Here is a 12139-nt window from a genome sequence, read left to right on the forward strand (position 1 = left end):
CGGTCGGTGAGGTGCAGGATCAGCGCCGCCACCACCTGGTCGCAGACCGGGTCGGCGATCTCGTCGGCGAAGGCCAGCAGGGCGGACCTCGCCAGCCAGCCGGCCTGGAGGCCCGGGAGCCCGCTCCCGTCCCGCAGCCCACGCCGGCGGCGCCGCCCGCGCCGCCGGTGCCGCAGCCGACACCGGCGGCCGCCGAGCCCGGGCCGGCGGCGTCGGGCCCGCCCGATTCCGTCGTCCGGACCACCGATCCGCTGGACCTGGCCCGGTCCGGCCGGGCGGAGCACCGGCGGGGCGGTGGCCGGGCCTGGCAGGTGCTGATCGGCGGTGCCGCCGTGCTGATGCTGCTCGCGCTCACCGGGCTGGCCGTCGCCGCCCTGCTGGAGGACCGCACCGCCACGCCGCCGGCCAGCCAGCAGAGCAGCCAGCCGGTGGTGGAGCAGTCCGCCGCGGCCGACGGGACCGACCTGGACTCCCGGGACACCGACCAGGCGGCGCTCACCGCCAAGGAGGTCTTCCCCGGCCAGCAGCTGGTGGTGACCGACGGGCAGCCGGCGTACCGGGTGCTCAAGACGCACTCCAGCGCCAGCTGCGCGGTGGCAACCAGCGGTGAGATCGCCGACCTGCTGGTCCGCCTCGGCTGCAACCAGGTGGTCCGGGCCACCCTCCGCTCCCCCGACGGCGACCACCTGCTCACCGCCGGCCTGTTCAACCTGACCGACGTGGCCAGCGCCCAGCGGGCGCGCGACCGGATCCGGCCGATGCTGGACGAACGGCAGGGCCGGTTCCGGGGCATGGCGGCGAGCGAGGACACCGAGGCGGTGGCGACGGCCGCCGCCCGGGTCGGCTGGCAGGTCCGCGGCCACTACCTCGCCTACTGCGTGGTCACCCGGGCCGACGGGGAACGGATCAGCTCCGGCGACACCAAGGCCCGCGAGATCATGTACGACATGATCGAGGTCTACCTGAACCGGACGGTGCTGGAGCGCCGCGCCAACGGCGGAGTGGCCAGCCAGCCGACCGACGGCCCGACCGATGGCACCACCGGTCAGGACGGCGCCGGCAACTGAGCCCCACCACCACGGCCCGTCGTCCCCGTCCGGGGGCGGCGGGCCGTTCCACTGTGCTCAGCCCTCGGCCACCGGCACCCGGAGGCGGCGGGTGAGGTCGGCGCGGCGGGCGTACTCGGCCGGATCGGCCGGGTAGCCGACCTCGACCAGGGCCAGCCCGTGCGCGGGCGCCACGGTCACCTCGCTGGAGCGTTCCCGACGGCTCAGCAGGCTGGCCGGCCACTCGACCGGCCGGCGGCCGTCCCCGGCGACCAGCATGGCGCCGACCAGGCTGCGCACCATGTTCTGGCAGAACGCGTCGGCCCGCACCGTGGCGACCAGGATCCCGTCCGGGTCGCGCCGCCAGTCCAGCCGGGTCACCTCGCGCAGCGTGGTGGCGTTCTCCTTGCGCCGGCAGTACGCGGCGAAGTCGTGCTCCCCCACCAGCCCGGCCGCGGCGGCGTTCAGCGCCGCCAGGTCCAGCGGCTTCGGCCAGGCCAGGGTGTCGGTGCGGCGCAGCGGCTCGGCGCCCCACGGCGCGTCGGTCACCCGGTACTCGTAGCGGCGGAAGGTCGCCGAGAAGCGGGCGTCGAAGTCGGCCGGCACCTCGCTCATGGCGCGGACCCGCACGTCGGGCGGGAGCAGCCGGGCGAGCCGGCGCAGCAGCCTCCCGTCGTGCTGCCGCCAGACCTCGGCCGGCAGGTCGAGGTGGCAGACCTGGCCGGTGGCGTGCACGCCGGCGTCGGTGCGGCCGGCCACGGTCAGCCCGGTCGCGGTGCCCGCGCCGAGGACCAGGTCCAGCGTCTGCATGAGCACCCCGGCGACCGTGCGCCGGGTGGGCTGGGCGGCCCAGCCGGAGAAATCGGTGCCGTCGTACGAGACGTCCAGCCGCAGCCGGGTCCGCTCGTCCACCTCGTACCTCCTCAAGCCGTCGGGCCCGGCACCCCGCGCGGGGGTACCGGGCCCGACGTTGCGGCCTGTGCTCAGGCCTTGTCGTTCTCGGCGGCCTCGTCGCTGTCCTCGCGGGCGGCGGCGGTGTCACCGGAGGCCGAAACCGGAGCGTCGGCGTCCTGGTCGGCGGCCTCGCTGGAGCGCGGGGCCTCCTCGGCCGGGGCCAGGGCCTCGACCTTGTCCTGCTGCGCGGCCTTGCGGGCGGCGGTCTTCTTGTTCGCCTTCGGCTCGGCGACCTGAAGCTCCTCCACCAGCTCGATGATCGCCATCGGAGCGGCGTCACCCTTGCGCGGGCCGGTCTTCACGATCCGGGTGTAGCCACCGTTGCGGTTGGCGTACCGGGGCGCGATCTGGTCGAACAGGGCGTAGACCACGTCCTTGTCCTTGACGACGCCCGCCACCCGACGCCGCGAGGCGAGGTCGCCGCGCTTGGCCTTGGTGATGAGCTGCTCGGCCAGCGGACGCAGCCGCCGGGCCTTCGTCTCGGTGGTCTGGATCTTGCCGTGCTGGAACAGCGCGGTGGCCAGGTTGGCCAGCATCAGCCGCTCGTGCGCGGGGCTGCCGCCGAGGCGGGGGCCCTTGGTGGGCGTGGGCATGCTTGGTGCTCCTCAGGTGTGGCGGCAGCGCGGACTAGAGCTGCTCGGTCTCGCGGTAGTCGTCGGTGTCGTAGTCGGCCTCGCCGAAGGCGTCCACGACGTGCGCCGGGTCGAAGTTCGGAGCCGAATCCTTCAGCCCCAGGCCCATCCCGGCGAGCTTCATCTTGACCTCGTCGATCGACTTCTGGCCGAAGTTGCGGATGTCGAGGAGGTCGGCCTCGGTACGCCCGATGAGCTCACCAACGGAGTTGATGCCCTCGCGCTTGAGGCAGTTGTAGGAGCGGACGGTGAGGTCCAGCTCCTCGATCGGCAGAGCGAGGTCGGCCGCCAGCTGCGCGTCCTGCGGGGACGGCCCGATGTCGATGCCCTCGGCGGTCTCGTCCAGCTCCCGGGCCAGCCCGAACAGCTCCACCAGCGTCGAGCCGGCCGAGGCCAGCGCGGTGCGCGGGCCCATCGACGGCTTGGTCTCGACGTCGATGATCAGCCGGTCGAAGTCGGTCCGCTGCTCGACACGGGTCGCCTCGACGCGGTAGGTCACCTTGAGCACGGGCGAGTAGATCGAGTCGACCGGGATGCGGCCGATCTCGGCGCCCGCCTGCTTGTTCTGCGCCGCCGTGACGTAGCCACGACCCCGCTCGACGGTCAGCTCCATGTCGAGCCGGCCCTTGCCGTTCAGGGTGGCGAGCTTCAGGTCCGGGTTGTGCACCGAGACACCGGCCGGGGGCTGGATGTCACCGGCGGTCACGTCGCCCGGGCCCTGCTTGCGCAGGTACATGCTGACCGGCTCGTCGTGCTCGGAGCTGACGCAGAGCTCCTTGATGTTCATGACGAGCTCGACCACGTCCTCCTTGACACCGGGGATGGTGGTGAACTCGTGCAGGACACCGTCGATCTTGATCGAGGTGACCGCCGCACCCGGGATGGACGACAGCAGCGTGCGCCGCAGCGAGTTGCCCAGGGTGTAGCCGAAGCCCGGCTCCAGCGGCTCGATGGTGAACCGGGACCGGGTGTCGTTGATCGACTCTTCGGAGAGAGACGGTCGCTGGCTGATGAGCATCTTTTCTCTTCTCTTCCGGGGCGCCCGCTATTTGACGCCCACGACACAAACTGTTCCGGTGGCCCGCCCCGGAGGGCGGGCCACCGCAACGAGCCCTTACTTGGAGTAGAGCTCGACGATCAGCTGCTCCTGGACCTGGGTGTCGATCACCTGGCGGGCCGGGAGCGAGTGCACGAGGATCTTCATCTGGCTGGGGATCGCCTCGAGCCAGGCCGGCACCGACCGCGAACCGGCCTGAGCCTGCGCCACCAGGAACGGGGTGAGCTGCTTGCTCTTCTCCCGGACCTCGATGATGTCGTGCTCCTTGACCCGGTACGACGGGATGTCGACCTTCTTGCCGTTCACCGTGAAGTGACCGTGCTTGACCAGCTGGCGGGCCATGTCCCGGGAACCGGCGTAGCCGGCCCGGTAGACCACGTTGTCCAGCCGCGACTCGAGGATCTGCAGGAGGACCTCACCGGTCTTCGCCTGCTTGCCCACGGCCTCCTCGTAGTAGCCGCGGAACTGCTTCTCCAGCACGCCGTAGACCCGGCGAGCCTTCTGCTTCTCACGGAGCTGGAGCAGGTACTCCGTCTCCTTGGTGCGGCCGCGGCCGTGCTGCCCGGGCGGGAACGGCCGGGACTCGAACGGGCACTTCGGGCCATCGCACTTGCTGCCCTTGAGGAACAGCTTCATCTTCTCCCGCCGGCAACGGCGGCAGTCAGCACCGGTGTAACGAGCCATCTCTCTCTACCTCTCAGACCCGACGACGCTTCGGCGGACGGCACCCGTTGTGCGGCTGCGGGGTGACGTCGGAGATCTGCCCGACCTCGAGGCCCACGGCCTGCAGCGAACGGATGGCGGTCTCCCGGCCGGAGCCGGGGCCCTTGACGAACACGTCGACCTTGCGCATGCCGTGATCCATGGCCCGGCGCGCGGCGGCCTCGGCGGCCAGCTGCGCGGCGAACGGGGTCGACTTGCGCGAGCCCTTGAAGCCCACCTGGCCCGCGGAGGCCCAGGAGATGACCGCACCGGTCGGGTCCGTGATGGACACGATGGTGTTGTTGAAGGTGCTCTTGATGTGCGCCTGCCCGTGGGCGACGTTCTTGCGTTCCTTGCGCCGGACCTTCTTGACGGCGGCTCCGGCACGAGCCTTCGGTGGCATAAGTCTGTGCGCTCCTAGTTACTTCTTGCCGGGCTTCTTCTTGCCGGCGACGGTCCGCTTCGGGCCCTTCCGGGTCCGCGCGTTGGTCTTGGTCCGCTGGCCACGGACGGGCAGGCCCCGGCGGTGCCGGATACCCGCGTAGCAGCCGATCTCGACCTTGCGGCGGATGTCAGCGGCGACCTCGCGGCGAAGGTCACCTTCAACCTGGTAGTTGGCCTCGATGTGGTCGCGGAGCTGCACGAGCTCCTCGTCCGTGAGGTCCCGAGCGCGCTTGTCCGGCGAGATGCCGGTGGCGGCGAGCGTCTCCAGGGCACGGGTGCGACCGACCCCGAAGATGTAGGTGAGCGCGATCTCCATCCGCTTGTCGCGGGGGAGGTCCACGCCGACTAGACGTGCCATGTGCGGGCGTACTCCTCGTGATGTTGTGGCGGAGGTGTGGACCCGTCCCACCCCGCTACCGACCGTCCCTGTCCTTCCGGCGCGTTCAGCGCCGGCGACCGGGATCGATCGCTGCCCGAGCGGGCCCCGGCCTCCGACCGGGGGTCAACCACGAGGGGGTACGCGCTGCGTACCGCTCGCGGCTGGGACGAGCTGGTGATGTGTGTGTCGGGATCTGCGACCCGGACCGGTTCCGCCGCCGCTCGTCACGGTCGGCGGGAACGGTTCAGCCCTGGCGCTGCTTGTGGCGCGGGTCAGAACAGATGATCATGACCCGGCCGTGCCGGCGAATGACCCGGCACTTGTTGCAGATCCTCTTGACGCTCGGCTTGACCTTCACGGTTGCCTTACTTCCCATCTGGCCCGGAGACGCGACGACGCGCGACCCGGACGTCGAAGACGGACACGGGATGTCCCGGCCGTCGTCAGGACTACTTGTAGCGGTAGACGATGCGCCCGCGGGTCAGGTCGTACGGCGAGAGTTCGACGACGACCCGGTCCTCCGGCAGGATGCGGATGTAGTGCTGCCGCATCTTGCCGCTGATGTGAGCCAGCACCTTGTGGCCGTTCGCGAGCTCCACCCGGAACATGGCGTTCGGCAGGGGCTCGATGACCCGACCCTCGATCTCGATGGCTCCGTCTTTTTTCGGCATGTCCTCCGCTGTCCTGACGTCGGTTGCTCCGGACGGCCCACAACGTCTTACACGGGCTCCGGCGGGAATCGCCGAGCCCGAGCCAGCCGCGGCTCCGACTCCCACCGAAGCGCAGGGTGGGCATGCCGGAGTGGACGCTGTGCGCCGATCAGAAAGTGTACGCCCGCCTGCGCGCCGTCGCCAAACCGACCACCCGGCCGGTCACCCGGCCGGACGAAATCCGACCCTTGCTGTGACCACCGTCACCGGCCTGGCGGTCAACGCCTCCGGCGCCGGTCCCGGCGGCGCCGGGGACCCGGGTGCCACCGGTGGCCGTCGATCAGCCCCACCGACTGCATGACCAGCAGCGCGCCCCACGGACCGAGCACCCAGGCCGGCCAGAAGTTGGCCACGTCCCGGGAGCCGATCGAGACGAGCAGCCAGATCGGGACCAGGATCCCGGCGACCCGCAGCCACGGGGTCCAGAGCCCGAGCAGCCGGCGCCGGCCGCGCCCGGTCCCGACCACCGGCCCGTCCCCGGCCACCGGGGTCGGGGCCGGCGGCGCGGGCGCTACGGTGGCGCGCTGCGCCGGCGCCGGGCCGGGCAGGTCGGCCACCACCGCGTCCAGGTCGGCGTAGGTCTTCGCGCCGTACGCGCGGCCCAGCCGCTCGTCGTACTCGTGCAGGTCGAGCCGGCCCTCCTCCAGGGCCACCCGGAGCCGTTCGGCCGTGACCTCCCGGTCGGCGTCGGCCGCCCGCATCCCGCTCCGCCCGTCCATGAGGGCAAGCATGACACCGCCGCGCCAGCGCGCGCAGCTCGACGATCTTCGCCGCTGCCGCTCTCCCGGCACCCGTTAGCCGTGCCGGGGACGATCCGGACGACCCGGCCGGAACCTCGCGGGCGGGGGCGGCGGTCTCAGACGGCCGGGGAGTCCGCGGCCTGGCGGGCGGTGACGAGGTCACCGAGCCGGGCGCGCCCGCCGTCCTCGGCGGTGAGCACCCAGACACCGTCGTCCAGCAGCGCCATCGAGTGCTCGACGTGCACCGCCATCGACCGGTCGCGGGTCACCACGGTCCAGCCGTCGGACAGTTCGACGGTGCGCGGGTTACCCATGGTGATCATCGGCTCGATGGCCAGCGCCAGGCCGGGCACCAGGCGCGGGCCCTTGCCCGGGCGCCCGTGGTTGAGCACGTGCGGGTCCTGGTGCATCTCGGTGCCGATGCCGTGCCCGCCGTAGCCGTCGACGATGCCGTACCGGCCGCCCTGGCGGACCGCGGTCTCCACCGCGTGGGAGATGTCGGTGAGCCGGCCCTTGCCGCTGGCCGCGCCCCGCGCCGCGGCGGCGATGCCGGCCCACATGGCGTCCTCGGCGACCGCGGCCATCTTCAGCAGGGCCGGGTCGACCTCGCCGACGCCGACCGTGATGGCCGCGTCGCCGTGCCAGCCGTTGAGCACCGCGCCGCAGTCGATCGAGATCAGGTCGCCGTCACGCAGCACCTGTGTCGACGACGGGATGGCGTGCACCACCTGCTCGTTGACCGAGGAGCAGATCGACGCCGGGAAGCCGTGGTAGCCCTTGAACGACGGGATGGCACCGGCCTCCCGGATGGTGGCCTCGGCGATCGCGTCGAGGTCGGCGGTGCTCACCCCGGGGGCGACCGCCTCCCGCATCCGGCTCAGCGCGCGGGCCACCACCAGACCGGCGGCCCGCATCAGCTCGATCTGCTCGGGGGTCTTCAGCTGGATGTCCAGCTGGGGACGACGCATGGAGGCGATACCTTTCGTTGCGCGGAACAGCGGGGCACGTCGCACGTACCCCGCTGGTCGCACTCTATCCGCCGGAGCTCCGGCGGGACGTCAGCCGCCGTACGAGCGGAGGGCGTCGATGGCGCGGACGGTGACGTCCTCCACCGGGCCGGTCGCGTCGATGCCGACGAGCTTGCCCTGGGCGCCGTAGTAGTCGACCAGCGGCGCGGTCTTCTCGGCGTACTCCCGCAGCCGGGCCGCGATGGTCTCCGGCTTGTCGTCGTCCCGCTGGAACAGCTCGGCGCCGCAGCGGTCGCAGACGCCCTCACGGGTGGTGGCGTCGAACTCGACGTGCCAGATCTTGCCGCAGCCCCGGCAGGTGCGCCGGCCGGAGAGCCGCCGGATCACCTCGTCGTCGTCGACGACCAGCTCCAGCACCAGGTCCAGCGCGGTGCCCAGGTCGGCGAGGAGCTTGTCCAGGGCGGCGGCCTGCGGCGTGGTACGCGGGAAACCGTCGAGGAGGAAGCCCTCGCTGGCGTCCGGCTCGGCGAGCCGGTCCCGCACCATGTTGATGGTCACCTCGTCCGGCACCAGCTTGCCGGCGTCCATGTACCGCTTGGCCTCGACCCCCAGCGGAGTGCCCTGGGAGACGTTCGCCCGGAAGATGTCACCGGTCGAGATCTTCGGCACCGAGAGGTGAGCGGCGATGAACTCCGCCTGCGTGCCCTTGCCCGCGCCCGGCGGGCCAACCAGAACGAGTCGCATCTACCGCAGGAACCCTTCGTAGTTCCGCTGCATGAGTTGGCTCTCGATCTGCTTCACGGTCTCCAGACCGACGCCGACCATGATGAGCACAGCGGTGCCGCCGAACGGGAAGTTCTGGAACTGCTGGTTGTCCAACCAGATGAAGAAGAAGTTCGGCAGGATCGCGACGATGCCCAGGTAGAGCGCGCCCGGCAGGGTGATCCGGCTGAGGATGAAGTCGAGGTACTCGGCGGTCGGCTTGCCGGGGCGGATGCCCGGCACGAAGCCGCCGTACTTCTTCATGTTGTCCGCGACCTCGGTCGGGTTGAACGTGATCGACACGTAGAAGTAGGTGAAGAAGATGATCAGCAGGAAGTAGATCGCGATGTGCTCCGGCGCGCTCGCCTTCACGATGTGGTTCTGGATCCAGGCCTGCGTCTTCCCCGGGTTGTTCGGGTCGAAGAACTGGAGCGCGAGCTGCGGCAGGTAGAGCAGCGACGAGGCGAAGATGACCGGGATGACGCCGGCCTGGTTCACCTTGAGCGGGATGTAGGTGGAGGTGCCGCCGTACATCCGCCGGCCGATCATGCGCTTGGCGTACTGCACCGGGATCCGGCGCTGGGCCTGCTCGATGAAGGTGACCGCGGTGATGACCAGCAGGACCAGGGCGATGACGAGGAGGAACATCCCCCAGCCCTTGGTGGTCTTGATCTTCCAGCCCTCACTGGGCAGCCGGGCCGCGATCGAGGTGAAGATCAGCACGGACATGCCGTTGCCAACGCCCCGGTCGGTGATCAGCTCGCCGAGCCACATCACCACGCCGGTGCCGGCGGTCATCGTCATGACCAGGATGGTCAGCGTCAGCCAGTCCGGAATGCCGGTGCCCCGCGGGACGATCGGGAACTGGTCGCACTGGTTGTTGAAGAGCTGACCCGAGCGCGCCAGCGCCACGAACGCGGAGGACTGGAGGATGCCCAGGCCCAGCGTCAGGTAGCGGGTGTACTGGGTGATCTTCGCCTGGCCGGCCTGCCCCTCCTTGCGGAGCTGCTCCAGCCGCGGAATGACCACGGTCAGCAGCTGCAGGATGATCGACGCGGTGATGTAGGGCATGATGCCCAGCGCGAAGACCGAGAGCTGGAGCAGCGCGCCACCGGAGAAGAGATCCAGCAGGTTCAGCACGCCGGTGCTGCCCTGGATGGTGTCGAGGCACTTCTGCACGTTGCCGTACGAGACACCCGGGCTGGGCAGCGTGGCGCCCAGCCGGTAGACCGCGATGATGCCTACTGTGAACAGCAGCTTCTTGCGCAGGTCAGGCGTACGGAACGCACTGAGAAAGGCGGACAGCAACTTCTTCCTCCTGCGCGACGCGGGCCGCCGGTCATGATCCCTGGCGGGCCGGGGTGGGTGCCGGGCGGACCGCCCGATATCCATAGCTGGGAAGGGACTCTAACAGCCCGATCCCGGTCCGGGCAGATGTGCCCGGCTACATAAACCGAATCCGATGTTACCCGGCGCACATTCGCCAGGTAGAGCACGGCGCCCGCCCAGTTGCGGACAACTGAGCGGGCGCCACGAACGTGCCTTACAGCTCGGTGACCGAGCCGCCGGCCGCGGTGATCTTCTCCTTGGCCGACGCGCTGAAACCGTGCGCCGACACCTGGAGAGCCACGCCGCCGAGGTCGCCGGTGCCGAGCACCTTGACCGGGTGGCCCTTGCGGACCGCGCCGGCCTCGACCAGCTCGGCCGGGCCGACCTGGCCGCCGTTCGGGAAGAGCTCGGCGAGCCGGTCCAGGTTGACCACCTGGAAGACGACCTTGAACTTGTTCTTGAAGCCCTTCAGCTTCGGCAGGCGCATGTGGATGGGCATCTGCCCACCCTCGAACGCCGCCGAGATGTTCTTCCGGGCCTTGGAACCCTTCGTACCGCGACCGGCGGTCTTGCCCTTCGAGCCCTCACCGCGACCCACGCGGGTCTTGTCGGTCTTGGCACCGGGCGCCGGACGGAGGTGGTGCACCTTGATCGTCATTACTCGACCTCCTCGACCTTCACGAGGTGGTTGACCGCGAAGATCATGCCCCGGATCTCCGGCCGGTCCTCCTTGACCACCACGTCGTTGATCCGCTTGAGACCGAGCGAACGCAGCGAGTCACGCTGGTTCTGCTTGGTCCCGATCTCGGACCGGACCTGGGTGACCTTCAGGCGTGCCATCAGGACGCCACCCCCGCCCGCGACGCCAGCATGGCGGCCGGCGCGACGTCCTCGACCGGCAGACCACGACGGGCCGCGACCTGCTCCGGCGACTCGAGCGCCTTCAGGGCCGCCACCGTGGCGTGCACGATGTTGATCGGGTTGGACGAGCCGAGGCTCTTGGAGAGCACGTCGTGGATGCCCGCGCACTCCAGCACGGCGCGAACCGGACCGCCGGCGATGACACCCGTACCGGCCGAGGCCGGCTTGAGCAGCACCACACCGGCCGCGTCCTCGCCCTGCACCGGGTGCGGGATCGACTGGCCGATCCGCGGCACCTTGAAGAAGTGCTTCTTGGCCTCCTCGACACCCTTGGCGATCGCCGCGGGCACCTCCTTGGCCTTTCCGTAGCCCACACCGACGGTGCCGTCGCCGTCGCCCACGATCACCAGGGCGGTGAAGCTGAAGCGACGACCACCCTTCACGACCTTGGCGACGCGGTTGATCGCGACGACCCGCTCGAGGTGCGGGGTCTTCTCGACGGGCGCGTTTCCGCGGCCGCCCTCACGGCGGTTGTCGCGGCGACCACCCTCGTTGCCACCGGACCCGCCGCCACGGCGCTGTTGACCTGGCATCAGCAGCCTTCCTTCTCTCTCGTGACGGGGTTTCTAGAACTCGAGCCCGGCTTCGCGGGCGGCATCGGCAAGCGCGGCGACCCGCCCCGCGTACCGGTTGCCACCGCGGTCGAAGACGACCTTCGAGACGCCGGCGGCCTTGGCCCGCTCGGCGAGCAGGGCGCCGACCTTGCCGGCCAGGGCGCTCTTGTCGCCCTCGACGCCGCGCAGCGAGGCGTCCATGGTCGAGGCCGACGCCAGGGTGTGACCCTTGGTGTCGTCCACGATCTGGGCGACGATGTGCCGCAGGGAGCGGGTGACGACCAGGCGGGGACGCTCGGTGGTGCCGCTGACGTTCTTGCGGACCCGGAAGTGCCGGCGCGCACGCCCGACGGCCCGCTTGGCGGCGACGCCGCGGCGGCGCTTGAGCAGCGTGGCGCTCACTTCTTACCTGCCTTTCCAGCCTTGCGGCGGATGACCTCGCCCTGGTACTTGACGCCCTTGCCCTTGTAGGGCTCCGGCGGGCGGATCTTCCGGATGTTGGCGGCGACCTCGCCGACCTGCTGCTTGTCGATGCCGGCCACGTGGAACAGGGTCGGCCGCTCCACCGTGAAGGTGATGCCCTCCGGGGCCGGAACCAGCACCGGGTGCGAGAACCCGAGCGCGAACTCGAGGTCCTTGCCCTTGGCGGTCACGCGGTAACCGGTACCGGCGATCTCGAGGCTCTTGCGGTAGCCCTCGGTCACGCCGACGATCATGTTGGCCACCAGCGTACGGCTCAGGCCGTGCAGCTCCTTGGCCTTGCGCTCGTCGTTGGGCCGGTTGACGTGCAGCGCGCCGTCCTCGCCCCGCTCCGCCGTGATCGGCTCGGCCAGTACGTGGCTCAGCTCGCCCTTGGGGCCCTTGACCTTGACGGTCTGGCCGTCGATGGTGATGTCGACGCCGGCTGGCACCGGGATCGACTTACGTCCAATACGCGACAT

18 protein-coding genes and 1 pseudogene are annotated in these 12139 nt (G+C 70.5%); 1 reads left to right on the forward strand and 18 read right to left on the reverse strand.

Features of this window, described 5'->3' with window-relative positions; all coding sequences use genetic code 11:
- Positions 1–110 (reverse strand): annotated as a pseudogene (locus tag ACW0Q9_RS10220) (type II secretion system F family protein); the annotation flags it as partial.
- 57 nt (positions 111–167) lie between these two features.
- Between ACW0Q9_RS10220 and ACW0Q9_RS10225 the strand changes: the two are divergent.
- The gene (locus tag ACW0Q9_RS10225) at positions 168–1067 is read left to right on the forward strand and encodes a hypothetical protein (protein WP_456179950.1); all 900 of its coding nucleotides are present in this window, start codon (positions 168–170) and stop codon (positions 1065–1067) included.
- 57 nt (positions 1068–1124) lie between these two features.
- On the opposite strand, the gene truA is transcribed toward ACW0Q9_RS10225, so the two are convergent.
- The 17 genes from truA to rplF form a co-directional block, all read right to left on the reverse strand.
- Entirely contained in the window at positions 1125–1958 is an 834-nt protein-coding gene (gene truA / locus ACW0Q9_RS10230) for a tRNA pseudouridine(38-40) synthase TruA (RefSeq protein ID WP_456179952.1), read from the reverse strand.
- Between the two features lie 71 nt (positions 1959–2029).
- Entirely contained in the window at positions 2030–2593 is a 564-nt protein-coding gene (gene rplQ, locus ACW0Q9_RS10235; protein WP_456179954.1) for a 50S ribosomal protein L17, read from the reverse strand.
- A 34-nt stretch (positions 2594–2627) separates the two neighbouring features.
- Positions 2628–3650 (reverse strand): DNA-directed RNA polymerase subunit alpha, encoded by a 1023-nt coding sequence (locus tag ACW0Q9_RS10240; protein ID WP_456179956.1) that lies wholly within the window; start codon positions 3648–3650, stop codon positions 2628–2630.
- A 96-nt stretch (positions 3651–3746) separates the two neighbouring features.
- Entirely contained in the window at positions 3747–4373 is a 627-nt protein-coding gene (gene rpsD, locus ACW0Q9_RS10245) for a 30S ribosomal protein S4 (RefSeq protein WP_151463663.1), read from the reverse strand.
- 13 nt (positions 4374–4386) lie between these two features.
- On the reverse strand, positions 4387–4794 hold the full coding sequence (rpsK, locus tag ACW0Q9_RS10250) for a 30S ribosomal protein S11 (RefSeq protein ID WP_076466649.1): 408 nt from the start codon (positions 4792–4794) through the stop codon (positions 4387–4389).
- 18 nt (positions 4795–4812) lie between these two features.
- Entirely contained in the window at positions 4813–5193 is a 381-nt protein-coding gene (rpsM, locus tag ACW0Q9_RS10255) for a 30S ribosomal protein S13 (RefSeq protein WP_091262776.1), read from the reverse strand.
- Between the two features lie 265 nt (positions 5194–5458).
- Complete coding sequence (gene rpmJ / locus ACW0Q9_RS10260) at positions 5459–5572, reverse strand: 50S ribosomal protein L36 (protein WP_088982067.1); 114 nt, start codon at positions 5570–5572, stop codon at positions 5459–5461.
- 91 nt (positions 5573–5663) lie between these two features.
- On the reverse strand, positions 5664–5885 hold the full coding sequence (gene infA, locus ACW0Q9_RS10265; RefSeq protein ID WP_007073013.1) for a translation initiation factor IF-1: 222 nt from the start codon (positions 5883–5885) through the stop codon (positions 5664–5666).
- Between the two features lie 257 nt (positions 5886–6142).
- Positions 6143–6643: a DUF1707 SHOCT-like domain-containing protein gene (locus tag ACW0Q9_RS10270; RefSeq protein ID WP_456179959.1), complete on the reverse strand. Its 501-nt coding sequence runs from the start codon at positions 6641–6643 to the stop codon at positions 6143–6145.
- Between the two features lie 137 nt (positions 6644–6780).
- Positions 6781–7632, reverse strand: coding sequence for a type I methionyl aminopeptidase (gene map, locus ACW0Q9_RS10275; RefSeq protein WP_456179961.1), 852 nt, complete (start codon positions 7630–7632; stop codon positions 6781–6783).
- A 90-nt stretch (positions 7633–7722) separates the two neighbouring features.
- The gene (locus ACW0Q9_RS10280; RefSeq protein WP_109946694.1) at positions 7723–8376 is read right to left on the reverse strand and encodes an adenylate kinase; all 654 of its coding nucleotides are present in this window, start codon (positions 8374–8376) and stop codon (positions 7723–7725) included.
- The gene (secY, locus tag ACW0Q9_RS10285; RefSeq protein ID WP_456179963.1) at positions 8377–9702 is read right to left on the reverse strand and encodes a preprotein translocase subunit SecY; all 1326 of its coding nucleotides are present in this window, start codon (positions 9700–9702) and stop codon (positions 8377–8379) included.
- 235 nt (positions 9703–9937) lie between these two features.
- Complete coding sequence (rplO, locus tag ACW0Q9_RS10290) at positions 9938–10381, reverse strand: 50S ribosomal protein L15 (protein ID WP_456179965.1); 444 nt, start codon at positions 10379–10381, stop codon at positions 9938–9940.
- The gene (rpmD, locus tag ACW0Q9_RS10295; RefSeq protein ID WP_007073018.1) at positions 10381–10563 is read right to left on the reverse strand and encodes a 50S ribosomal protein L30; all 183 of its coding nucleotides are present in this window, start codon (positions 10561–10563) and stop codon (positions 10381–10383) included. Before rpmD ends, rplO begins: the two co-directional genes overlap by 1 nt.
- Positions 10563–11177 (reverse strand): 30S ribosomal protein S5, encoded by a 615-nt coding sequence (gene rpsE, locus ACW0Q9_RS10300; RefSeq protein ID WP_091262790.1) that lies wholly within the window; start codon positions 11175–11177, stop codon positions 10563–10565. The genes rpmD and rpsE overlap by 1 nt, the downstream gene beginning before the upstream one ends.
- 33 nt (positions 11178–11210) lie before the next feature.
- Positions 11211–11600 (reverse strand): 50S ribosomal protein L18, encoded by a 390-nt coding sequence (gene rplR / locus ACW0Q9_RS10305; RefSeq protein WP_456179968.1) that lies wholly within the window; start codon positions 11598–11600, stop codon positions 11211–11213.
- Positions 11597–12139 carry a 50S ribosomal protein L6 gene (gene rplF / locus ACW0Q9_RS10310; protein WP_091262793.1) on the reverse strand — a complete coding sequence of 181 codons (543 nt, stop codon included), beginning with the start codon at positions 12137–12139 and terminating at the stop codon, positions 11597–11599. The genes rplR and rplF overlap by 4 nt, the downstream gene beginning before the upstream one ends.

The sequence above is a fragment of the Micromonospora sp. I033 genome (assembly GCF_053890995.1).

Excerpts from the sequence above, each read along its gene's own strand:
- rpsM (WP_091262776.1), bottom strand. The coding sequence starts at position 5,193 with ATGGCACGTCTAGTCGGCGTGGACCTCCCCCGCGACAAGCGGATGGAG.
- rpsK (WP_076466649.1), bottom strand. The coding sequence starts at position 4,794 with ATGCCACCGAAGGCTCGTGCCGGAGCCGCCGTCAAGAAGGTCCGGCGC.
- rplO (WP_456179965.1), bottom strand. The coding sequence starts at position 10,381 with ATGACGATCAAGGTGCACCACCTCCGTCCGGCGCCCGGTGCCAAGACC.
- rpsD (WP_151463663.1), bottom strand. The coding sequence starts at position 4,373 with ATGGCTCGTTACACCGGTGCTGACTGCCGCCGTTGCCGGCGGGAGAAG.
- ACW0Q9_RS10270 (WP_456179959.1), bottom strand. The coding sequence starts at position 6,643 with ATGGACGGGCGGAGCGGGATGCGGGCGGCCGACGCCGACCGGGAGGTC.
- infA (WP_007073013.1), bottom strand. The coding sequence starts at position 5,885 with ATGCCGAAAAAAGACGGAGCCATCGAGATCGAGGGTCGGGTCATCGAG.
- rpsE (WP_091262790.1), bottom strand. The coding sequence starts at position 11,177 with ATGCCAGGTCAACAGCGCCGTGGCGGCGGGTCCGGTGGCAACGAGGGT.
- ACW0Q9_RS10280 (WP_109946694.1), bottom strand. The coding sequence starts at position 8,376 with ATGCGACTCGTTCTGGTTGGCCCGCCGGGCGCGGGCAAGGGCACGCAG.
- rplQ (WP_456179954.1), bottom strand. The coding sequence starts at position 2,593 with ATGCCCACGCCCACCAAGGGCCCCCGCCTCGGCGGCAGCCCCGCGCAC.
- map (WP_456179961.1), bottom strand. The coding sequence starts at position 7,632 with ATGCGTCGTCCCCAGCTGGACATCCAGCTGAAGACCCCCGAGCAGATC.
- rpmD (WP_007073018.1), bottom strand. The coding sequence starts at position 10,563 with ATGGCACGCCTGAAGGTCACCCAGGTCCGGTCCGAGATCGGGACCAAG.
- rplF (WP_091262793.1), bottom strand. The coding sequence starts at position 12,139 with ATGTCGCGTATTGGACGTAAGTCGATCCCGGTGCCAGCCGGCGTCGAC.
- ACW0Q9_RS10240 (WP_456179956.1), bottom strand. The coding sequence starts at position 3,650 with ATGCTCATCAGCCAGCGACCGTCTCTCTCCGAAGAGTCGATCAACGAC.